The 23,686-nt window shown below is 55.7% G+C and carries 17 protein-coding genes; 10 read left to right on the top strand and 7 right to left on the bottom strand.

Going from position 1 to position 23,686, the window contains the following annotated elements; genetic code table 11:
- Positions 1–5 precede the first annotated feature (5 nt).
- The 3 genes from Poly41_RS21960 (at position 6) to Poly41_RS21950 (ending at position 4,923) form a co-directional block, all read left to right on the top strand.
- On the top strand, positions 6–1,952 hold the full coding sequence (locus Poly41_RS21960) for a PrkA family serine protein kinase (RefSeq protein ID WP_146528888.1): 1,947 nt from the start codon (positions 6–8) through the stop codon (positions 1,950–1,952).
- 138 nt (positions 1,953–2,090) lie between these two features.
- Positions 2,091–3,359, top strand: a complete 1,269-nt coding sequence (locus tag Poly41_RS21955) for a YeaH/YhbH family protein (protein ID WP_146528886.1) — start codon at positions 2,091–2,093, stop codon at positions 3,357–3,359.
- Positions 3,360–3,381: 22 nt separating this feature from the next.
- Positions 3,382–4,923 (top strand): SpoVR family protein, encoded by a 1,542-nt coding sequence (locus Poly41_RS21950; RefSeq protein WP_146528884.1) that lies wholly within the window; start codon positions 3,382–3,384, stop codon positions 4,921–4,923.
- On the opposite strand, the gene lysA is transcribed toward Poly41_RS21950, so the two are convergent.
- From lysA to glmS, 4 genes are all read right to left on the bottom strand, one after another.
- Complete coding sequence (lysA, locus tag Poly41_RS21945; RefSeq protein WP_146528882.1) at positions 4,920–6,191, bottom strand: diaminopimelate decarboxylase; 1,272 nt, start codon at positions 6,189–6,191, stop codon at positions 4,920–4,922. The genes Poly41_RS21950 and lysA overlap by 4 nt on opposite strands.
- A gap of 314 nt (positions 6,192–6,505) precedes the next feature.
- The gene (locus Poly41_RS21940) at positions 6,506–7,516 is read right to left on the bottom strand and encodes an NAD-dependent epimerase (protein ID WP_146528880.1); all 1,011 of its coding nucleotides are present in this window, start codon (positions 7,514–7,516) and stop codon (positions 6,506–6,508) included.
- A gap of 49 nt (positions 7,517–7,565) precedes the next feature.
- Positions 7,566–7,769 carry a hypothetical protein gene (locus tag Poly41_RS21935; protein ID WP_231615841.1) on the bottom strand — a complete coding sequence of 68 codons (204 nt, stop codon included), beginning with the start codon at positions 7,767–7,769 and terminating at the stop codon, positions 7,566–7,568.
- A gap of 24 nt (positions 7,770–7,793) precedes the next feature.
- Positions 7,794–9,650 (bottom strand): glutamine--fructose-6-phosphate transaminase (isomerizing), encoded by a 1,857-nt coding sequence (gene glmS, locus Poly41_RS21930; protein WP_146528878.1) that lies wholly within the window; start codon positions 9,648–9,650, stop codon positions 7,794–7,796.
- A gap of 499 nt (positions 9,651–10,149) precedes the next feature.
- On the opposite strand from glmS, the gene rplU reads away from it, so the two are divergent.
- From rplU to Poly41_RS21900, 6 genes are all read left to right on the top strand, one after another.
- Positions 10,150–10,461, top strand: a complete 312-nt coding sequence (rplU, locus tag Poly41_RS21925) for a 50S ribosomal protein L21 (RefSeq protein WP_146528877.1) — start codon at positions 10,150–10,152, stop codon at positions 10,459–10,461.
- 55 nt (positions 10,462–10,516) lie between these two features.
- Positions 10,517–11,551, top strand: a complete 1,035-nt coding sequence (locus Poly41_RS21920) for a serine/threonine protein kinase (protein WP_146528875.1) — start codon at positions 10,517–10,519, stop codon at positions 11,549–11,551.
- 211 nt (positions 11,552–11,762) lie between these two features.
- Positions 11,763–12,401 (top strand): FKBP-type peptidyl-prolyl cis-trans isomerase, encoded by a 639-nt coding sequence (locus tag Poly41_RS21915; RefSeq protein ID WP_146528873.1) that lies wholly within the window; start codon positions 11,763–11,765, stop codon positions 12,399–12,401.
- A 25-nt stretch (positions 12,402–12,426) separates the two neighbouring features.
- Entirely contained in the window at positions 12,427–13,167 is a 741-nt protein-coding gene (locus Poly41_RS21910; RefSeq protein ID WP_146528871.1) for a putative signal transducing protein, read from the top strand.
- A gap of 135 nt (positions 13,168–13,302) precedes the next feature.
- Positions 13,303–16,401, top strand: a complete 3,099-nt coding sequence (locus Poly41_RS21905; RefSeq protein ID WP_146528869.1) for an error-prone DNA polymerase — start codon at positions 13,303–13,305, stop codon at positions 16,399–16,401.
- A 292-nt stretch (positions 16,402–16,693) separates the two neighbouring features.
- The gene (locus Poly41_RS21900) at positions 16,694–17,497 is read left to right on the top strand and encodes a response regulator (RefSeq protein WP_146528867.1); all 804 of its coding nucleotides are present in this window, start codon (positions 16,694–16,696) and stop codon (positions 17,495–17,497) included.
- A 72-nt stretch (positions 17,498–17,569) separates the two neighbouring features.
- On the opposite strand, the gene Poly41_RS21895 is transcribed toward Poly41_RS21900, so the two are convergent.
- On the bottom strand, positions 17,570–21,094 hold the full coding sequence (locus tag Poly41_RS21895) for a hypothetical protein (protein WP_146528865.1): 3,525 nt from the start codon (positions 21,092–21,094) through the stop codon (positions 17,570–17,572).
- Between the two features lie 471 nt (positions 21,095–21,565).
- Here Poly41_RS21895 and Poly41_RS21890 point away from each other — a divergent pair, with 471 nt between their 5' ends.
- Complete coding sequence (locus Poly41_RS21890) at positions 21,566–22,708, top strand: helix-turn-helix domain-containing protein (RefSeq protein ID WP_146528863.1); 1,143 nt, start codon at positions 21,566–21,568, stop codon at positions 22,706–22,708.
- Positions 22,709–22,763: 55 nt separating this feature from the next.
- Here Poly41_RS21890 and hisA read toward each other — a convergent pair whose 3' ends face one another.
- Both hisA and Poly41_RS34240 read right to left on the bottom strand, forming a co-directional pair.
- Positions 22,764–23,492, bottom strand: coding sequence for a 1-(5-phosphoribosyl)-5-[(5-phosphoribosylamino)methylideneamino]imidazole-4-carboxamide isomerase (hisA, locus tag Poly41_RS21885; protein ID WP_146528861.1), 729 nt, complete (start codon positions 23,490–23,492; stop codon positions 22,764–22,766).
- Between the two features lie 24 nt (positions 23,493–23,516).
- Positions 23,517–23,681, bottom strand: a complete 165-nt coding sequence (locus Poly41_RS34240; RefSeq protein WP_197231513.1) for a hypothetical protein — start codon at positions 23,679–23,681, stop codon at positions 23,517–23,519.
- Positions 23,682–23,686: the final 5 nt, after the last annotated feature.

Genomic DNA, 23,686 nt, shown 5'->3' with positions numbered 1-23,686 from the left:
GAACGATGACGAACCAAAACGACATATTGGCGCTGTACAGCGAAACGTACGAAAAGAGCAAGCAGGTCAAGCTTTCGCTGAAGGAGTATCTCGAGACGGCCAGCAAGGATCCGTTGCTGTACGCCTCAGCGGCCGAACGGATGGTGAACGCCATTGGTGAACCGACCTTGGTGGATACGTCCAAAGACACGCGGCTCGGTCGCATTTTCATGAACCGGACGATCAAGACGTACGATTCGTTTCGCCATTTCTATGGACTTGAGGAAACGATCGAACGGATCGTCGGCTATTTCCGGCATGCGGCCCAAGGTCTGGAAGAGCGCAAACAGATTCTCTACATGCTCGGGCCGGTTGGCGGTGGCAAGAGTTCTTTGTCGGAAGAGATCAAGCGTTTGATGGAAAAGCAACCGGTCTATGTTTTGTGTGCCGACGACGAAATCAGCCCGATCTATGAGAGCCCCCTTGGGCTCTTCGACCGCGCCACGATGGGCTCGCTGCTGGAAGACCAATATGGAATTGCTCAGCGGCGATTGCCGGGTTACATGTCCCCGTGGGCCGTTAAGCGTCTCGATGAATTCGGTGGCGACATTTCCAAGTTCTCGGTTGTGCGCGTCACGCCGTCGGAACAGCGCCGCTGCTGTGTTGCGAAAACAGAGCCGGGGGACGAAAACAACCAGGATATCTCTTCTTTGGTTGGCAAGGTCGATATTCGCAAACTCGAACACTTTGGCCAAGATGACGCCGATGCGTATTCCTACACAGGCGGATTGAATCGAACCACGCAAGGTTTGATGGAGTTCGTCGAGATGTTCAAAGCACCACTCAAAATGCTGCACCCGCTTTTGACGGCGACACAGGATGGGACCTATGTGGGAACCGAGAATGTCGGGGCGATGCCCTACCAAGGCATCATCGTCGCTCACTCGAACGAATCAGAATGGGAAAGTTTCAAGGCAAATCGGAACAACGAAGCGTTTTTGGATCGAATCTGTGTGGTCAAAGTACCGTACTGTTTACGCGTTAGCGAAGAACGGATGATCTACGACAAACTGATCGCCAACAGCGAGCTCGGCGAGGCACCCTGTGCTCCGGACACGCTTGAGATGATGGCGAGATTCTCGGTATTGACACGTTTGAAGGAACACGAGAATTCCAGCCTTTACGCCAAACTGCGAGTCTACGATGGCGAATCGCTGAAGGACACCGACCCACAAGCTCGCACGGTTCAGGAATACCATGATGCGGCGGGAGTCAGTGAAGGGATGGAGGGTGTCTCGACCCGTTTCGCCTACAAGATACTGTCGGAAACCTTTAACTTTGATACCGCCGAAGTGGCAGCGGATCCTGTTCATTTGATGTATGTGTTGGAACAATCGATCCGCCGTGAACAATTGCCCGAAGACGTCGAAAAACGCTTTATCGAGTTCGTGAAGGAGGAATTGGCCACGCGTTACGCCGACTTCATCGGCAATGAGATTCGTAAAGCCTATCTCGAATCGTACCATAGCTATGGTCAAAACCTTTTCGATCGCTACATCTCATACGCAGACGCGTGGATTGATGACCAGGATTTCAAGGATCCGGATACCGGACAATTGATGGATCGCGAGGTACTGAACGGGGAACTCGAAAAGATCGAGCATCCCGCTGGCATCGCGAATACCAAGGATTTCCGTTACGAGGTTGTCAAGTTCGCGTTACGAGCCCGAGCCAAGAAGGACGGGCGAAACCCGAGTTGGACTTCTTACGAGAAGATTCGTGATGTGATTGAAAAACGAATGTTCAGCCAAATCGAAGAGCTGCTGCCGGTGATCAGCTTTGGTGCAAAGAAAGACAGCGATGCCGAGCAAAAGCATCATGAATTTGTCGATCGGATGACCCAGCGAGGCTACACACCACGCCAAGTTCGGCGACTGGTCGATTGGTACATGCGAGTGAGCAAATCGGGGTAGAGCATTAGAAGACACTGCCATCTGTCATCTGTCATCTGTCATCTGTCATCTGTCATCTGTCATCTGTCATCTGTCATCTGTCATCTGTCATCTGTCATCTGTCATCTGTCATCTGTCATCTGTCATCAAAAGAGACCCATGCACGTTATTGACCGCCGCCGCAACCCAAAATCGAAGAGTCTGGGAAACCGCCAGCGTTTTCTGCGGCGGATGAAGTCACACATTCGAGAAGCCGTCAATCAATCGTTACGATCCCGCAAGATCGCGGATTTGGAGGGGAGCCAAGAGGTCTCGATCCGCAGCAAGGATTTGCGGGAACCCTCGTTTCATCACGACGCGGGCGCTGGCCATCGTGATTACGTCTTGCCGGGCAATCAGGAATATCAACAAGGCGATCGGATCGCCAAACCCGACACGAGTGGAGGAAGGGGATCAAAGGGAAGTCCGGACGGAGACGGCGAAGACCATTTCTCGTTCGTGTTAACGCGAGACGAGTTCTTGAACCTCTTTTTCGAAGATCTGGAACTGCCCAATCTGGCAAAAAAGAAGCTCAAGTCGATGACGTCTCCGGCGCGCGTTCGAGCGGGGTATTCCAAAGAGGGTGCGCCTCAGCGAATGAATTTGCGGCAAACGATGCGGCGCAGCTTGTCGCGGCGGATCGCACTCGGACGCCCCTCCAAATCAGAAATGGCGGAACTCGAAGCGTTGCTTCACAAGGCGGAACTCGAAGCCGATGATGCAGAAGTCAAGCGAATCACTTCACTACTCCATTCGAAACGGATCCGCCTGCAGCGCGTGCCGTACCTCGACACCGTTGACCTGCGATATAGGCAGTTTGAAAGCGTGCCGCGTCCGACGACGCAAGCGGTGATGTTTTGCTTGATGGATACCTCCGCATCGATGACGGAGGAATTGAAAGATCTGGCGAAACGTTTTTACATGCTGTTGCACCTTTTCCTGAATCGCCATTACGGTGCTGTTGAGCTTGTCTTCATTCGGCACACGTACACGGCCAGCGAGGTGGATGAAGACACCTTTTTCCACGGCCGAGAAACCGGCGGAACCATCGTCTCATCGGCTTTCGAAGAGATGTTGAAGGTCATTCGTGACCGGTACCCGGTTGAGGACTGGAATATCTACGCCGCTCAAGTGTCCGACGGTCACAACTTTGACTATGACATGCCACACACGTTGGAGTTACTCGAACAGCACGTTTTGCCGTTGTGCCAATACTATGCGTACATCGAAGTGGGCGACGAGATCTTTCCGGGCAGCAGTATTTTGTGGGAAGGTTACACGCCGCTGACCGAACGACACAAAAACTTTGCCCGCGCCGAAGTCATTGAAGCATCGGAAATCTTCCCGGTTTTCCACGACCTGTTTGGCCATGCCACCCTTCGCGGATAGGTCGCTTTGGATTGGAAAATTCATGAACCCAACACGACTTCTCTATCGCGGCTCGGAGTGGAACTTTGATCTGATTCGACGCCTTCATGATGCGATCGAAGAGGTCGCACTGGATGAACTTGGACTCGACGTCTATCACAATCAGATGGAGGTGATCACGTCCGAACAGATGCTCGACGCCTATGCGGCAATCGGAATGCCGCTGATGTACCGGCATTGGTCGTTTGGCAAGAAGTTTGCCCGTGAGGAATTGCTCTACCGTAAAGGGGCTCAATCCTTGGCATACGAATTGGTGATCAATTCGGATCCCTGTGTTTCCTACATCATGGAAGAAAACACGGCCACGATGCAAGCACTTGTAATTGCCCACGCGGCATTCGGACACAACCATTTTTTCAAAAACAACCAGCTGTTTCGTCAATGGACACGGGCCGATCGGGTGCTCGACGAGTTGACTTATGCGAAGAACTACCTCGCCGAATGTGAGCAACGCTATGGAATCGAGGCGGTCGAGAGCTTGCTCGATTCGGCTCACGCCTTGATGTCTCAGGGGGTCGACCGGTATGCGCCGCGAAGACAATCGCTCGCCGCTCAAGAGCAGAAGGCCAAGGCACGTCGTGATCACTTCGAGGCGAACTACAATGATTTGTGGCGGACGGTACCCAGTGCCCGCAACGCGAGCGATTCCGAATCCGTCCGTGAGTCAAATCAGAAGACGCAAATCGAACGGGCCGCGTTGGATTTGCCGCGAGAAAACCTGCTTGGCTTTCTTGCCCAACACGCACTCAAGCTGAAGGACTGGCAAAGAGAGGTGTTGGAGATTGTTCGCCGTTTGGCGCAATATTTTTACCCACAGCGTCAGACCAAGTTGATGAACGAAGGCTGTGCCACGTTCACGCATTACGAAATCATGAACCGGATGTACGACCGCGGACAGATTGACGAAGGCGCGATGTTAGAGTTTTTGCACATGCATTCGGCCGTCGTCACGCAACCACCGTTTGACAGCCAAGCCTACAGCGGGATCAACCCGTACGCGCTCGGTTTCGCAATGATGCGTGACATTCAGCGGATTTGCGATGCCCCGGATGACGAAGATCACCAATGGTTTCCTGAATTTGCCGGCAACGGCGATGCGATGACGACCCTTCGCAATGCCTGGGCCGAGTTTCGCGATGAAAGCTTCGTGCTTCAATTCCTCAGCCCCCGACTGATCCGCGAAATGCGATTGTTTTTAGTCGGCAACCGAGCCGAGTCGCGATTCGTTACCGTCGATGCGATTCATGATGATTCGGGTTATCGTGACATTCGCCGCCAATTGGCGTCACAGTATGATCTGTCGAATCAAGAACCCGACATCGAAGTGACCGATTGCGACCTAAAAGGCAGCCGTCGCTTGGTGCTCACGCATCGCGTTCGAAATGGCAAACTGCTCAACAAAGAGGAATGCAATCGAACGCTTCGGCACGTGGCCAACCTTTGGGGCTATCGAGTCAAGATGCTGGAAACCGACGTCGACACAGGCATCACGTTGGACGAGTTCGACGCGGTCCCGATGCCCTAATCGGGAATCACTTCGCCACGGACGAGATCGTCGAAGGTTTCTCGCTTGCGAATCAACTTGGGCTGCCCCTGTTCAATCAGCACCTCCGCGGCTCGCGTCTTGCTGTTGTAATTGCTAGACATCACAAACCCATAGGCTCCAGCGTTTTCGATTGCAATGAAGTCCCCGACAAACGGCATCGGCAGCGGGCGACTTTCGACAAAGCCACCCTCGCGCTGAGTGAAAATGTCACCCGATTCGCACAGCGGTCCTCCGATGATCACGTCAACGCTTTCGCGAGAAGAAACGTCACCGCGAGCGCCGCAAACGGAGATCGGATGATGGGCACCATACATCACCGGGCGAGCGAGATCGTTAAAACCGGCATCGACCAGCACGAACAGATTGTTGCCAACTTTCTTGACGCTGCGAACTTCCGCAATCAAGAAACCACTTTCGGCACTGAGATAGCGTCCTGGTTCAATTTCCAGTTCCACTCGATGCCCAAAAGCTTTGGAGAGTCGGTCACGTGTCGCGTCCCATAACTCAAAGTACTTTGCCAAATCGACATACGTCTCGTCACGCTTGTAGGGAACCGGCAAGCCGCCGCCGGCGCTGATCGTTCGCACGGTTCGGCCCACCTTCATCGCCACCCGTTCCATCGATTCACAGACGGCACTGAGATGTTCCAGATCGGTTCCGGAACCGATGTGCATGTGCAAGCCCGTGATCATCATGCCGTGATGATCGGCCTCGAGCAGGCACTGATCGACTTGCTCATGCCAGATTCCGTGCTTACTTTGCTCACCGCCGGTGTTGGTTTTTTGGCTATGCCCGTGGCCAAAGCCAGGATTGATCCGCAGCGTGATTTCGGCTCCTGGGCGCCGTGCTCCTAATTGGCCGATCATGTCAGGCGAACCACAATTGACATGCAACGAATGCTCAACGACCAATTCCAAGGATTCGCGGTCGAAGATATCCGCCGTGTAGACGATCTCATGCTTCGCGGGATCGGGTGAGAAGCCAGCCATGATGGCTCGACGAACCTCCCCTGCGCTGACCGCGTCAACCACAACCCCTTGCCGTCGCATCCGATCAAGGATCGCAAGATTGCTGCTGGCCTTTTGCGCATAGCGAATTCGGTCAAACGCCGATAAATCGGAAATTCGCTGGTCGATCACCGATTGATCGTAAACGTACAACGGTGTCCCGAAGGTGCGGACCAATTCGGTGATCGCGAGTCCCGCGATTTCGGTTCGCGCAGTTGAAAAAGTGGGCACAGTGAGCATGCAAGGTGTTGGGGACAAAAGGGCAATGGGGGGGTGATTTGGGGGACAACAGCTTAATTTACCGCAACTTCGCGGCTCGGGCGAGGGCATCATCGGTGCCGGCAACCAGCGATGTCCCTAAACGGATCGCAGAATTTCGCTTGGGAAACATCGACTTGGTCACTCCGACGCGGTGCATGACACGCGCGTGGTCTTGCGAGTTCACTTTGACGTAAACATCGGGAATTTTTTCTTCACCGCAGTCCAAAACTCGATCGGCTCACGGCCCCGTTTCCTTGTTCCGGTCTACGGCGGAATTCCGGCTCAAGAGGGGGTCACACCTTGTAGTACTCGCGGTACCAATCGATAAAGCGTTTGACTCCCTCTTCGATCGACGTCGCAGGGCGAAAATTCACCGCCTTTTCAAGGGCTTCGATGTCAGCATACGTTGCTGGAACATCGCCGTCCTGCATCGGCATGTAGTTCTTCTCTGCCTTCTTGCCGATCTGTTCTTCGATCACTTCGATGAATCGCGACAATTCCACGGGCGAGTGATTGCCAATGTTAAAGACTCGGTAGGGCGCCTGGCTAGTGGACGGATCGGGGGCATCACTGTCCCAATCGGGATTCGGCTGGGCCACCTGCTCGGAAACACGATCAACCGATTCCACAATGTCGTCAACGTAGGTGAAATCGCGTCGCATTTTCCCATGATTGAAAACGTTGATCGGCTTGCCCTCGAAGATGGCTTTCGTGAACAAGAACAACGCCATGTCGGGACGTCCCCAAGGACCATAGACCGTGAAGAAACGCAGCCCCGTGGTCGGCAGCCGATACAGATGGCTGTAGGTATGAGCCATCAATTCATTGCTCTTTTTTGTCGCCGCATAGAGGCTGAGCGGATGGTCGACGCGGTCATGAACCGAAAAAGGCATCGCGGTACAGCCGCCGTAAACGCTACTGCTGCTGGCATAGGTCAAATGCGGTGTCTTCGCATGCCGGCAAGCCTCCAGCACGTTCATGAATCCCACCAAATTACTGGTCACGTAGGCGTGCGGGTTCTCGATCGAATAACGCACCCCAGCTTGAGCGGCCAAGTGAACGACTCGGTCGAAATCATGTCGAGCGAAGACCGCGTTGAGTGCTTTCGCATCCGCCAAATCCGCCTCGACAAAGGTGAAGCCATCAAAGGCGTGAAGCTGTGACAAACGATCGCGTTTGATCTGGACGCCGTAGTAGTCGTTGACGTTATCAAATCCGACGACGGTTTCACCACGCCGCAACAAACGAAGCGTAAGGTGGTAGCCGATAAATCCGGCTGCACCGGTGACCAGATGAGTTTTCATATTGCTTTTTCTCGAAATCGTGGAGCCAGCCGGTATCGCCGTGACGTTGCTAGACAGGTTCCTCGACCATGGTCACCGATTCAATGGTACCGGGAACGATCCGCGTCACACTGACTTTGCTGCGTCGAAGTTCTTCAATCTCAGCAGCCATTTGAGTGATCAAATCGGCAATCTCGCGGCCTGCGGTTTCACCAATGTTGATCATCAGTGCCTTACGTGAGTTTTCACTCAAGGTGGTTTTCTTCATGTTCATGATTTCTCCGTGATAAGATGAGGGCTATTCAACGGTAACGCTTTTCGCCAAATTGCGTGGTTTGTCAACATCGCAGCCCCTGAGCAGTGCAATGTGATAGGAAAGGAGTTGAAGCGGGATGACATTCACGATCGGCTGTGTGAACCCAGGCACCTGGGGGACATGGATGACGTCGTCCGCCAGCGATTCGACTTGTGGGTCGTCGCGGCTTGCCAATGCAATGACCGGCCCACCACGCGCCTTGACTTCTTCCATATTGGCCATGACTTTGTCGTAGGTCGTGCCGCGCGGAATGATGAACACACTTGGTGTCTGTTCATCAACCAAAGCAATCGGCCCATGCTTCATCTCGGCGGCTGGATAGCCTTCGGCATGGATGTAGCTGATTTCTTTAAGCTTCAGTGCACCCTCAAGTGCAGTGGGAAAGTTATATTGCCGGCCTAGATACAAGACGGTCGAAGCATTTTGGTATTTCTTGGCAACGTCACGAACTTGCTCGTCACACGACAAGGCTTGCTGGACCGCCGCCGGCAGTTGCCGCAGCTCGTCGATGATCCTTTTGCCACTTTCGAAGCTGACGTGACGCAGACGCCCAAAGTACAACGCCAACATCGCCAAGACGCAGCATTGGGATGTGTAAGCTTTGGTGCTGGCCACGCCGATTTCTGGTCCCGCATGCAGGTAGACTCCACCGTCCGCCGCCTGGGCAATCGAACTGCCGACGACGTTACAAATCGCCAACGTTCGGTGGCCTTTGCGTTTGGTTTCGCGTAGCGCGGCCAAAGTATCCGCGGTTTCGCCACTTTGCGTGATGCCGAACACTAAGGTGTTGTTTTCAATGGGTGGGTTGCGATATCGTAGCTCGCTGGCATATTCAACACTGACCGGAATCCGAGCAACGTCTTCGATCAAGTATTCACCGACGAGCGCCGAATGCCAACTTGTGCCACAGCCGGTCAAAATGATCCTCTCAACACAGCGAAGTTGTTGCGGTGTGAGGTTCAACCCACCAAAAACCGCGGTCGCGTTTTCGTCATCCAATCGGCCTCGCATCGCGTTTCGAATCGATTCCGGTTGCTCATAGATCTCCTTGAGCATGTAATGGTCGAAGCCTTCCAAGCTTGCTTCCCCCGAATCGGTCTCGAGCGGCCGAATATCCACTCTCACTTTGCCTTGGTCGCGGTGCAGCACCGAGAAGCCTTCGGGCGTCAGAACTGCCAATTGATGGTCGGCCAAGTAAACGATCCGATCGGTTCGTCCAACCAAGGGGGACGCGTCGCTGGCAACAAAGTACTCGCCTCTGCCAACGCCAATCACCAACGGGCTGCCGAAACGGGCGGCGATCATGAAGTTGGGATGATCGCGAAAGGCGATGGCTAGCCCATAGGTGCCGCGGAGCCGAGACACGGCCCATTGGACCGCAGCCAGGTAACGCAAATTGGGTTGTTCTTCGTTGGCGGGTGTCTGCTTCAAGCCTTCCGCGATCAAGTGGGCAATCACTTCGCTGTCCGTTGCGGAAGCGAACACGTAACCCTTTTGGATCAGCTCATCTTTGAGCACTTGGAAGTTTTCGATCACACCGTTGTGCACGAGGACCACTTCGCCGCTACCCCCAAGATGCGGATGAGCGTTTTCGAGAGTTGCCGGCCCATGGGTTGCCCACCGGGTGTGCCCCAGCCCGAGCGAACCGGACGGTATCGTGGCACCGAGTTCAGCCGCCAGCGAATCGATCCGGCCGACCGATCGTGTGATACTAAATGTCGCCCCACCATGAATGGCCACCCCGGCACTGTCGTAGCCTCGATATTCGAGTCTCCGCAGCCCGTCGATCAAGAATTCGCCTGCTTCGTCGCTGCCAACGTATCCGACAATTCCACACATTCCACTTGCCTTCTATTTGGCCAAACGAGGTTGCTGAGCTACGTGAACGAACCCGAGTCCGCTCAAACCCAAAATACACAAACAACCCAAAAGTACACAAATCCGAGGAGCCGAAGCTAGTGCTTTGTCCCTGATGGCCCAGTCTAGTCTCGGCCCTCGCATCATCGCCCCCTCTGGGGGGTTATTACTAAGGATACTTGTCCAATCCGGTGCCGAATAGTCAAAACAGACCGGTAGTGCGAACCAATCCTATTTTTCCGTTACGAGGGAATCGCAGGGAAAGGGAAGTTGCAGGGTGCAATCCCCGGCTTCACGGGCCCCGGCTTCACGGGCCCCGGCTTCACGGGCCCCGGCTTCACGGGCCCCGGCTTCACGCGGCGGAATTCGGCAAAAATTCCTCGATCGGCTGTTCCCGAGGCCTGTACTTGGGATCGGTCCGCCGATACACTGCGCCGCTCGACAAACTGCAAACCGTTTGAATTCCACTGTGAGTGCATCTATGTACGCTATCGTTGTTGATGGTGGCCGCCAATACCGCGTTGAACCTGGGATGGAGGTCGATATTGATTTTCGTGACCTCTCCCAAGGCGCTGAGATTACGTTCGACAAAGTGCTCGCATTGAGCGGCAGCGAAGGGCTGAAACTCGGCTCGCCGACGGTCGATGGCGCGACGGTAACGGCATCGGTCATCGGCCCCAAGAAGGACAAGAAAATCTTCATCCAGAAGTTCCGACGTCGCAAGCACAGCAAGCGTCGAACCGGCCATCGTCAAATTCATACTCGCGTGAAGATCGAGAAAATCGGCGCCTAGTATCTGCGGAGGCGGCTTAACGCTTGCTTTTTCGACTGCCTGCTGAGGTTTCGACGTGCCATCGTCCCAAATCGCAGATTACGAACTCGGGGCCATTCTAGGTGTCGGAACCGTCGGAACGATCTACGAAGGGATCGAATCGAGTACGGGCCAGCGTTTCGCGATCAAGAAGTTGCATCCCGGGATCAGTAGCGACAAGTTGATTCGCGCTCGTTTTCAGCGGGAAATGACGATCCTACAGCGGCTTCAACATCCGAACATTATCGGCTATTACGGCGGCGGCGAAGCGGATGACGGGCTGCTGTATTACATCATGGAATTGGTGGAAGGCGGCACGGTCAAGGAACTGCTCGAAGCCAATGGCCATTTGTCATGGCAGGTGGTCGTGGATGTCGCTCGCCAAATCTGCTCTGCCCTACAGTGTGCTCACAATCACGGTGTGATTCATCGCGATTTAAAGCCAGGCAATCTCTTTCTCACCAAGTCGGCCGATGTCAAATTGGGGGACTTTGGAATTGCTCGCGATCTGACCAGCAGCGATTTGACCGCCACCGGATTGACCGTCGGAACCCATGCGTACATGTCGCCGGAGCAGATCACCGGCGACGCGATGATTTCGGGCAAGACCGATCTCTACGCCTTGGGGTGCTGTCTGTTCGAAATGCTGTCCGGGCGAAAAACGTTTTTGGGAGAAAACTTCGCTCAATTGTTCGAGCAGCATCTCCGCCAGAAACCTCAGCATGTCCGAGAATTGGTTCCTGAATGCCCGCAGGAACTTGACGCGATCATCGACCAATTGCTCGAAAAGGACCCCGAGGATCGGCCGTTCAATGCGAGAAAGGTCCAAGGGGCCATGCTTCAACTGGGCGAGAAGTATGACTTGCACGTCGAACGCAGTTCGGACGGCCAATCATCCGACGTGGGTGCCGACGCGGTCACCGAAAGAGGACGCCTGCTGCTGCAGCAACAAATCGCCGATCGACTGCGAGGCCGCGAGCAACCGCAAATCGGCTGGGGACGCTTGGTTGCGTTGGCATTGTTGATTGGTGGCGTGATCCTTTTGGCCACGATCTTTGGGCCCAAGGGTTAGTGCTTGGTTCCAGCTTCGATTTTTAGGCCAGCTTCGATTTTGGGGCTGAGCGTTTCCGGGGGCGCCGTCCTAACGCGATTTGGGTTGTGCCGGTATACTCCGCGTTTAAACATGTACTTTGCAAAATAGGACTTCCAAAATGACGCAGCGTATCCCTTCTCTTTTTTCCGGGCTGGCTCTTGTCACCCTTTTCTCGACAACAGGGTCCCTCATGGCACAAGAAACTGCAGCACGAACATACAACACCGTCTCGGAAGAGATGGGGTATTTCTTAGGGGTTTCCATTGGCCAACAAATGGGATCGCAGGGATTCCAGGCCGAGGATTTGGATTTAAAAGCGTTGGTCGCAGGCGTAACGGATGGGCTTAACGACACGGAACCGGCGATGACCGACGAGCAGTTGAAGGGCGTCCAAGGCAAGATCGAAGCCCTGCTCCGAAAACGCCAAGAAGAAATGCTGCTGCGGAACAAAGAGAAAGGCAAGCTATGGCTTGAACAGAACGCCAAGAAGGAAGGGGTCAAGCAACTTGGCGAGGGACTGCAATACTCGGTGATCAAAGCAGGGGATGGCGCTTCACCAACCGCATCCGACACGGTCAAGGTCCATTACACCGGCAAACTGCTTGATGGTTCGGTATTCGACAGCTCCGTCCAACGCGGCACTCCGGCCGAGTTCCGTGTTGGCCAAGTCATCAAGGGATGGACGATGGCACTTCAAAAGATGAAAGTCGGCGACAAATGGATGTTGTACATCCCATCCGAATTGGCTTATGGCGAGCGCGGCAGCCAAGGTGCGATCGGCCCCAATGAGGTGTTGATCTTTGAAGTCGAATTGCTCGGGATCGAGTAGCCGGAGAGGTCTAAGGAGATCTCACTTGCAGCATTCGATGTGCATTGTCCGCGTTTGCGCGGATGCTTTTTCGGCGGAAACGATCCGCAATCGCTTGGCGACCGAAGGCATTTCGTCGATCGTGACCGGGACCGATCCGGTGACGGCATTAGGGTTGGGCGGCGCGCCAACCAACCGGATGCCTCGCGTCGAGGTCGCTGAAAAAGATTACCGGAGGGCCATCGAAATCCTCAAGGCCGATGAACTGCTGCTTGATCAGGCCACGCCTTGGATCTGCTCGCGTTGTGACGAGCAGAATGAACCCGCATTCGAGGTCTGTTGGAGCTGCAACAAGAAACGGGATGATCAGGATCAAGCGGGCCGCATCGAGGGTGGTCTTCCGGTCTTGGAAAGGTCCGCTTTCTCAAGCGAGTTCGTGAAGTCAGCCCCGTTGGCTGCCGCGACAGCAGATTCTCAGAATCCCTACGCTCCCCCTGCGGATGTGGGTGACCGACACGATGCGCGCAACGCTCAGAATCCGGCTCCTATCGACCAATCCGCGCGGATCGAAGAGGAAACTCGACGGGCCTTTTATTCGTCAATCGTTGGTTTTTTCGTACTCCCACCGCTCGTCAATTTCTATTCGATTTACGTCACGCTGAGTGTCCCTGCGGGGACCTATCGCTCGAAACGTTCGCAGCGAAGATTGATCCTTGCATCGCTATTGAACGGAATCAGCATTGCCTGCTGGAGCATGATCTGGCTCGCGCAACTCGACCTCCTTTAAACACGTGTTTTCGAAAAGGATGGATACTTTGCCGATCGCCCCTTCGCCCAAGAACGCATCCGCAACAAACCGAATCTTGTTTTGGGAAATGCGGTTGCACGAAAAGCTCATGCTCTTGCCAAGGCAGCTATGAAGATGCAGTACGTTGAACTGCATTGCAAAAGCAACTTCACGTTTTTGCGAGGCGCCTCGCATCCCGACGAGCTGGTCCAGCGCGCAGCGGAGCTGGGGTATGCAGGAATCGCGATCACCGATCGTGCTTCGCTGGCAGGCATTGTGCGGGGCCATACACCGGCAAAAGAACAAGGGATTCCGTACATTGTCGGCACGGAACTTCATCCCTCCGATGCGCCGCCGATCGTGGCCTGGTCGACTGACCGAGCAGCCTATGGCCGCATGTGTCGGTTGATCTCGCTTGGAAGGATGCGAGCGGAAAAGGGATCTTGCGATTTGGCGTGGAAAGACATTGCCGAACACAGCAAGGGGCTCATCGCTGCGGTGATACCAACCGATCGTTGCGACAGCGACTTTCTGAGAGGCCCCTTCCAGGATGCCTTTGCGGGCCGAGCGTATCTGCTTTTGGAATTGCTTCGTGGTGTCGACGATCGAGAAAAGGCGAATCGACTGCAGCAGCTATCGCTCGCAAGCGGTGTGCCGCTGGTGGCGGCTGGTGATGTTCATTATCACTCGGCCGAACGGATGTTGATGCACGATTGCGTCACGGCCATTCGCTGTGGCGTGACTCTCGAACAGGTTCACCAACAGCGGTTCGCCAACAGCCAGCATGGCCTGCGCTCGCTGATCGAAATTGCCGACGTATTTCGCGATTGGCCCGATGCGGTTGCCCGCACGATCGAGATCGCGCAGCAATGCAATTTTTCGCTTGACCAACTTCGCTACGAGTACCCGGTCGAAGTCGCACCCGCCGGGATCACCCCGATCGATCACTTGAAACGGTTGACGTGGGAAGGTGCCAAACAACGTTGGCCTGATGGCGTTCCCGAAAAGGTGCTGCAAACGCTTCGCCATGAGATCGGATTGATCGAGGAGCTGAACTATGAATCGTACTTCTTGACCGTCTGGGACTTGGTCCGGTTTGCCCGCGAGCGAGGCATTCTGTGTCAAGGGCGCGGATCAGCCGCGAACTCGGCCGTTTGCTATTGCTTGGGCATTACCAATGTGGACCCGAGCCAAAGCGATTTGCTATTCGAACGTTTCATCAGTCGCGAGCGAAATGAGGCTCCTGATATCGATGTCGATTTTGAGCACCAGCGTCGTGAAGAAGTGCTGCAGTACCTTTACGAAAAGTACGGACGCCATCGTGCGGGGTTGACTGCAACGGTGACCAGCTACCGAACTCGCAGTGCCGTTCGCGAGGTCGCCAAAACGTTAGCCATTTCATCCGATCAGATTGATTCTTTATCGAAATACGTCAGCGGTTTCAATCGAACAGGCGATCTTGCTGACCGCTGCCGCAGCGCAGGCCTCGATCCCGACACCGAAATCGGAAAACGATTCGTCTATCTGGTGCAAACGCTTGTTGGCTTCCCGCGGCATTTGTCTCAGCATGTCGGTGGCATGGTGATGACGCAGGGCGATTTGTGTGAATTGTGCCCCATCGAAAACGCTGCAATGGAAGGCCGCACGGTGATCCAGTGGAACAAAGACGACTTGGACGATCTTGGTATCTTGAAAGTGGATGTGTTAGCGCTAGGGATGCTGTCAGCCATTCGGCGCTGCTTCGAACTGGTTGCCAAGCATCATGATCGGTCCTTGTCGCTGGCAACGATCCCACAAGACGACAAAGCGACATACGACATGATTTGCGCTGCCGACACGATCGGCGTTTTTCAAATTGAAAGCCGCGCGCAAATGAGCATGCTGCCGCGACTTCAGCCGCGATGTTACTACGACTTGGTGGTCGAAGTCGCTATCGTGCGACCTGGACCGATTCAAGGCAATATGGTCCATCCCTATTTGCGTGCTCGCGAAAACCCTGATTCGGTTGTCTACCCCAACGACCGCATTCGTGGTGTTCTCGAGAAAACGCTGGGCGTCCCCATCTTTCAGGAACAAGCCATGCGACTGGCTGTCGTCGCAGCTGGATTCACGCCCGGTGAAGCGGATCAACTTCGCCGCGCAATGGCGGCCTGGAGACGCCCCGGTGTGATCGATCGATTTCGAATCAAGCTGCTTGAAGGGATGCGGGAAACGGGACTGAGCGAGCAGTTCGCGGAACATGTGTTCAGCCAAATTCGCGGCTTCGGGGAATACGGTTTTCCCGAATCACATGCCGCCAGCTTCGCGTTACTTGTCTATGCATCCTGCTACTTAAAACGTCATTATCCCGCCGCCTTTTGTGCGGCCCTGCTGAACAGCCAACCCATGGGGTTCTATGCGCCGGCACAATTGATCGCAGATGCAAAAAAACATGGCGTGCGAGCATTGCCCGTCGACATCAACGAAAGCGATTGGGAGTCGACGCTCCGAGCGGATCCGAATCGGTCTCAGCATGCGATCCGATTGGGGCTGCAGATGATCCGTGGGCTGAACCAATCGTTGGCCGAGTTGATTTTGAAAAACCGAGCTGAGCAGGGCCCCTTTTCCAGCATTTCGGAACTCGTCAAGCGAACGCAAATCAGCAACGCTATCGTCGCAACGCTGGCGGATGCCGATGCCTTGCAATCGATTGCGGGGGATCGCCGCGCCGCCATTTGGCAGTCGCTTGCAGAAGAAAAAAAACCACAACCGCGGCCACTTTTCGAGATGCAAGAAGTGCATGACGAGGCCATCCCCGAAGAGTTGGTCCCAATGTCGCCGGAGCAGGAGGTGCAGGCGGACTACAGCACCACGGGCATGAGCTTAAAAGCTCACCCGCTTTCGTTTGTTCGGGACAAGCTCAAAGCGGAACGCTGCGTTTGCGCAGCAGAGCTACCCGATTTGCGTGACGGACGTCATGTCCGCGTCGCTGGCTTGGTTTTGATCCGCCAGCGACCAGGAACCGCCAAGGGGATCACATTCGTAACGATCGAGGATGAAACCGGATCGATCAATTTGGTGTTCTTTGCCGCGGTTTGGCAGAACTTTTACCGGATCGCCCAATCCAGCAACGCGTGGTTGGTCGATGGCAAGCTTGAAAACCGGCAAGGAGTGATTCATGTGATTGTGGGGCGGATTTCCGATCTGGCGGAGCATTCCTTCAAGCTCGACCAACGATCGCGGGACTTTCGTTAGGCAAGCCTGCAACCGTTGCTAGCATTTGGTTTTTATCAATACTTGAAAAACTGGCATTTGCACGTTTCCACCGATGCGATATCTTTACTCGGTTAGATGGCAAGCTGCGGGGAAGGATTCTGTTGTGCGTCTCGTGGACGTGCTCGACAAGATGTCGGGCGCTTGCCTTGTCGATCGTTAAGTATCACAGACGTTAGTGCATTTGCTAGACGTGTTGCGGGTCGACAGGCATCTCTGGGGATACACCGCAGAGACGATTTCTACTTGAGCGCCTCGGAATGGAGACCCTTCTATGCTCGTACTTTCTCGCAAAAAGAATCAAAGCTTGCGTTTCCCGAATCTCGGTATTTCGATTGAGATTCTCCGTGTCGACGGCAAAACCGTCCGCGTGGGTGTCGATGCTCCTCGCGATATCCGTGTGCTTCGCGGTGAGTTGCCCGAATCGGAAATGGCCGAAACGGGGTCATTGGGACAAAGTCCCCAGGCAGAGAAAGAGGCCGAGGCACAGGCGACAAGTCAGGCACGGCACGAGCTTCGCAATCGGCTGAACACGGCGAGTCTCGCTTTGCATTTGCTGCAACGCCAATTGGATCTGGGCCGGGTCAGTGACGCGGAGAAGACGTTGGCACGAGCCGTCGACTCACTGGCGGATCTTGATCGATTGGCTGCCGAACCCGTTTCAACTCGCCGCGAAATCAAAGCGGACGGTACCTGTCGCGCGCTGATTGTTGAAGACAATGAAAACGAACGTCAATTGATGGTTGGGTTCTTGGAACTTTGCGGCTACCAAGTGGATGCCGTCGAAGACGGGGTGGCGGCAATGGAGTACTTGGAATCTCACGCTCGCCCAGACATCGTCCTGCTCGACATGAACATGCCGCGGATGGATGGGCCCAAAACCGTTTCTGCGATCCGCAGCAATCCTGAGTATGAAGGGATCAAACTGTTTGCGGTCAGTGGAGCCGAACAGGCCACGCTCCAATTGCCGATGGGGCACACCGGTGTCGACCATTGGTTCTCCAAACCGCTAAAGCCTGCTGAGTTCGCCCATGATTTGGCCGAAGAAGTGACCCGAACCTGCTCCACGGCGGGCTGAACGGAGGACCAACGTGACCGGAACGGTAGCTCGCTCCGTTTGTGGTCGCACCGCACGACGGTGTCTGCCGAACTACGGTGTCTGCCGACCGATCACGCGACGAAATGCTTCGAATGCATCGCGGTACGCGGCCGGTGGCGGTGTGCGATTTCCAGAATCCTTTAGGCCTCGTAGTGCATCCGCTTGCTCACGGCGCTGACTGGTCGTCTTTCCCGGCTTGCGTATCCCAAGACTTTCGAGTGTCTCGCTGAAATCCCGCTGAGTCTGTGGATCGATTGGATTTGCTTGGTCGAGGTTACGCACCTTCTTCCACCTTTCGGCGAACTGCCGCAGATCCTGCTCGGTCCAATTCAAGTCTTCGAGTAACGCTTGATCCGGCTCGTCGCGAGTTTCCTCGAGATAATCCAGCACCATGTCGGTTGCTTGCTTCGCATATTGAAGATCGACAGGATCAGGCGGCGGGGGCGGATCGTTCGTTTCGTCCCCCCCCTCGGTTCCCGCCCCGTCTCCACCAGAGCCTTGAGATGGCATCGCAGCAGCCGCACGGGGGTCTTCCGAGCGGCGCTCGTCGGATTGTGGGTCGGATCGCGTGCTCTGACCCTCGTTGGCCTGCGATCGGGACGCCTCACTTCGCTCGTCCGATTCACTCGGTTCGGCTTGGCTATTCTCGGACGTTTCCGCTGGTTCACGCGATGCACCCTCGGCGGATGCAGCTGCGGTGTTGCTCCCCGAGGCGGCATCCGCCCCAGCCGACGAGGACTCGTCAGCCGATGGATTCGGAGTTGACTGACCTGGTGGCGATGGATCCTGCGGATCGTGGGCCATCGAATCGCCCTTCGGCTGATCCGGTTTTTCTAACGAGTCACTGCCCGACGGTTTACCTGCATCCGGCGATTCGCTTTCCTGACCGGAATCTCCCTGTTCGCTGTCTCCCTGTTCGCTGTCTCCCTGTTCGCTGTCTCCCTGTTCGCTGTCCTGCGCCGCATCGGCGGAACCCGAGTCGGACTGCTGGCTTGCGTCCGCGGTGTCGCCACCTGTCCGAGCCGAGTTGGCAGATTCACTTGATTGGCTGGCGTTTCCATTTCGTTGTCGCGGCTGTCCTTCGTCGCCCGACGTGCCACTGGCGTTCTCTGTGGCGGATGAACGGGGATCCGAGGGCGGTTCACCTTGCTCGGTCCCAGCATCTTCGGAGGGCATCCCTTCCGTATCGGGCGTCGCGGCGGGATCGTTTTCTGGCCGGCCTTGTTGGTTCGATTCCTCTTTGGCTGCTTGACCGCCAGCCTGTTCTTGGCGTTTTTTTTCGAGGTAATCACGAATTCGTTCAATGGTCTCGCCATCGTGCTTCGGAGCTTGCGATGATCCGTTGTCCGAGAGCGGGTCGCCGGAGGGTTGGCCACCTGAGCTTGGGTCGGACGGTGAGGCATTGGAATTTTGCGACGGAGGTCCCCTCGAATCGGAATCACTCGCCCCCGTACCATTCTGGTTTGACGATCCGTCGTCCGGTGTCGTTTCACCTCCATCCTCAGCGGGCGATTCCTCACCCATCGAGGGTTCACCGGTCGAATCACCGCTGCCGTCTTGATCCTGGTTTGACGCATTCGACTCGGCATGGGAACGATCCGATCCCGCATCGCCGCCATTGCTCGAACCACCGCCCTGACCGTCGTGTTGCGACTCGTTTTCGGACGCGTCTTGCGATCCATCCGAGCCATTCTGAGGGGGCGACGACGGCTGCGACTCTCCTTCATTGCCAGAGCCCCCACTTCCTGATTCGCCTGACTGCGGATCACCTGCCTGCTGTTGGCCCGCTGCGCCCTCGCCACCACCGGACGCACCGCCCCCCGATTCACCTTGCTGCTCCTTCGAGGAGGGATCCACCGCCGGTTGATCGTCAGCCGCGGACACACCATCACTTGCGTCAGGTTGATCTGGAAGCGGTTGGCTCATCGTGATCCGCAGTTCGACCGGATCGGTCTTGGTTACGTTCGGTTCCAACTTCGAGTCGTTCTCGTCACGGCGATTGTCCTTGGCAACCGCGACGACTCGGACGGCATCCCCCACTCGCAAGAAATGTTCAATCGGGCGAAAACGGTAAATGGCGATCTGATTGCCTTTCGCACCAACGTCACTTTGCCAAAGCGTTGGTCGTGCCAAAACATCGATCCCGCGACGAATTTCTAAGTCAATCCTGCTCAGCCCAAAATCAGCATCGGCGGCATGGATTTCGAAAACCTGTTGATCCTCGATCGAAAGATCCTTGGGTGATTGCTGAGGCAGCGCGATCGTGATTTCTGGTGCCAGATCAGCGATCACACGAATCGGATAGACGATCGGCGTGGGATTGGTCTGCCCCCCCGAATCCGACACTTGGATCCGATAACTCTCGAGCTGAACCGCCGCAGATCGTTCTTTGACGCGGCGCAGCGGGAACGACGCCGTCACCAGCATCCCCATATCATCGATTGCCATTTCCATCGTGCCTGCGGTCGCGTTGACCGAGTCGCCAAGTGGTTTTGGGTTGAATTGGACGTAGGCTTTTTCGACGGCTCGATTGGTTCTCGCACGGATCGTGACCACGGTTCCATCGACCCCCGTGATCGCCGCACTGCTACTGGTATGAGGCCGAGTGCCTGTATACGCGGGCGGGGCATAACGAATCGACTCAATCGCGACGACCGGAACATCTTGAACACGCAATCGGAAAGGGCCCGCTTGGTCATCACCGGCAACAAGCCAGTAAGGAACGACCCCCGAGACGGAATGGTCAATTGAAATCTCTCCCAAGTGCCGTCCGCTCTCTGCGTCATAGAGCAATTCCACTTCGTCGGTCCGATCAGCCAACTGCCAACGACACCACACCGGCTCGTCCCGCCTAAGGCCATTGACCCTGGCGGAAACAGCGACAGAACGGCCAGCGATTGCGTCGCGGTTGCCCGGCACGACGTCGGCGATGGCGACGCGTTTCGCAGGTGCGATCGAAGCGATGGGGGAAAACAGTCGCCGGGCGGATTGGACGCTACTTTTGGGGGACACGAATGCATAGACCACAATGACGCCCATCATCAATGCCGTGGCGATCCACCACGTGAGTGTGCCCGTGGCCTCAGTCGGCAAGGCGTCGTGCTGACGGAGCCGGTTGGCGGCATGAGCGCCAACGCTACGAATCACTTTGCCGCGAAGTGCGGAATCATCTTGTTGGTGATGAAGGGTCACATAGCTGGTCAACTCCTGACGCATATCGGGGTTGTCCCGCTCGATCGATCGAGTGGCATACTCGGGTCGAATCGTGCTGCGAAGGACGGGCAGAATGCGATAGAAAAACCGGCTGACCATCCAAGCGACGAGTAGTGAGAAAAACAGGACTCGGCCCAAATAACCCGGCGAATACACCCACTGGTCGAAAATCACCCATGCACCGATGGCAGCAAACGATCCCAGCACGGTTTTGAGCGTTCCGCGAACGAGTTCGGCCCACCACAGTGCGTTTTGCGCCTCAGAAATCCGCTCGTCCAGCAGCGACGCGACAGGGTCAAACGACTTCGCCTTAGGGGCTGAAGCGGGTGTCGGTCCCGGCGTGGGGGGAGCGGATAACGACATAGGGCTCGAGGGGAAAAGGTAGACAAAAGCGGGGCATGACTTAGATCCGATCCGAAAAGGGGTCTGACCCTCTCATGGTCTGAGCGTATCGGTAGCAAACTCCATTGGAAAACAACGAGTTTTTGAGCAATCGAAACGTCGGTCGACAAAGGGTCAGACCCCTTTTCGGATACATTCTTATTATAGCCCGGCAATGGATCGGATAAATGAAAACGTGGCGAAATCGCTCTCGCTGTGGGTGCTGGTTCGATCGGCTGATCGGTAGGACCCACGACTTCACCGCAACCGGAACCGCAATGGAGGTGACAAAATTGCCCAAACTATGCAAAATCGCTTTTCCAATGTTTCATTGGTGTAACGAGTGATCACCGCACAAATGGAAATGGGCTACAACGGCAAACACGGCTCCACTTCTTGTTACAATGGTGACTCGCGACTTTTCACCCGTACCCTCCTTTTCGACACTGAACAATGAGATACGCATTCCGTTTGGCGGAATTACTTGGCCATACTCCGGACCGACGCAAGCGTCCTGGGACGATCAAGTCGATTGTAGAACATACCGGACTTGATCGACATCAAGTCGCATCACTTTTGAAAAATGAAGCAAAATACATACCACTCGATGCACTTTCACGGCTTTGCGATTACTTGATTGATCACGGTTATGCGACCGCCGACCAATTGCCTGGCGCTTTGTTTGCGGTCAACGCCGAGAACTTTTGGGAGCTCCTCGCTCGTCGCAGTGATATCGAGATCGTCGTCGGTGTCCGGCAAAATGATGGAGATTCGCCCGAGAACGCGACGGTCGTCGCCAGCGACTCCGTGCTTTTTGGTGAACTGCTCAACGGCGTTTCGACGCTCGGCGGTGCCGCCAAACACAAGTCATCCTCCGAAGGCGAAGATGGCAAAACGACCGAGTTGCCGATGCCGGATCGGTTGCAGCAAACGTTGGTTTGGAGCCCGGGTCAAGTCACACTCGAAGAAGCTCGTGAACGGGCCACCGAAGTCTTCGATGGTTTTGTGGAAGCGCAAAACGACCGCGGCATCGTTTGCATTGGCAGTGTCAAAAGCAACCCCGTTGTTGAATTGCTGTTCTCGGACGCATTCGGATGCACGCCTTTTGTCACCGAGGACGACGTGGACGACGTGTCAGCGCGTTCGTGCCCCTTCTTCTTGCGGTACCGAGACAGCGATCCGAAACCGGGCGCTGCGTCGGCGGGGATGCGATTGAGCAAGAATGAGGATGCGCCGGAGCCAGGGTTTTACTACGAAAAGGACGACGGCACTTGGGCATACGCGGGTGGCAAAAGCAACGACGCAGCGTTGGTCTTCTACATCTACCGCGAAGCGCTCGGACGACTTGACATGGTGCTCAGTGGCTTCTCGGGACGAGCCACCCGGTTGCTGGCGAAAACGCTTGCAATTCGTGGCGAAGAGTTCTGGCCGCCCGTTTATGAACATGGCGGGATGCAAGTCGGCGCCTACTTGGTGCAATACGAGAACACCGATGCGTCGCCAAGCCGTGATGACTTGATTTTCAATCCCGGTGGTGCTGCCGACATCATGCCTCTGTCTCGCAGGGCACTTGAACGTCGGCTTTCCAAGCGGTAGCCACCCCATGGGTGCCCGTTGGAGGGCAAGTGAAACGAATCTGCAAGGCACCGCCCTAGCGGTCGCCAGCCACGTCGAGCACCTCTTCGAGTTTCATCGCCCCATCGTAGATGGAACGGCCTACGATGGCGGCAGGCATTTCGACCATCACCAATTTGCGAACATCGTCCAGGGTCGTCACGCCACCGCTCGCAACCAGCGGGATATCCGTTGCGGCGGCCATTTGCGCAAGCCCCTCGAAATTGGGGCCACGCATCATGCCATCGCGAGCGATATCGGTGTAGATGATCGCGGCAATCTTGTCGGTACGACTTCGCAGTTCCTGCGCCAAATCCACCGCGGGTGTGCTGCTGGTTTCCAACCAACCGTCCGTCGCCACCATGCCGTCACGGGCATCGATACCCGCGGCAAGTTGCCCAGGGTATTTGTCACACATCTCGGCAAACCAATCGGGCTTCTTCAGCGCAGCCGAGCCGACCACCAGACGTGAAATCCCGAGCGCCAACAACTCTTCAATCGCTTGCTCATCACGCACGCCACCCCCGAGTTCGCATTGCAATTGAGTCGCTTCGACGATTTTTTTTACCGCAGCACGATTCAACGTCGCATCGTCCCCTCGGGCAGCATCGAGGTCAACCAAGTGCAACCGTTTGGCGCCCGCGTCGCGCCAGCGCTGCGCGAATGCAACGGGATCGTCGCCGAATACCGTTTGGCGATCATAATCACCCTGACGCAGCCGAACCGGCTTGCCATGCCGAAGGTCAATCGCTGGCCAAATCTCCAAAATCGTCTCCTCAAGCTTGATGCGTTACTCAACAACTTCCCCCGTTAGCTTAGCATAGCCCTCGATCGGTCGACACGGTGGGATCGGGTCGACAACAGGGGGCATCCGTTTGACAAGACGGACCGGTTCATGCTTCATCCAGTCCGGCTTGATGTTCCTGCTCGAGACATGCTCGCCTGTTCGAGACATGCTCG

Origin of the sequence: Novipirellula artificiosorum (genome assembly GCF_007860135.1) — a bacterium.
In the GTDB taxonomy this organism is placed as follows: Bacteria; Planctomycetota; Planctomycetia; order Pirellulales; family Pirellulaceae; genus Novipirellula_A; species Novipirellula_A artificiosorum.
This window is presented reverse-complemented; position numbering and strand designations above follow the sequence as displayed.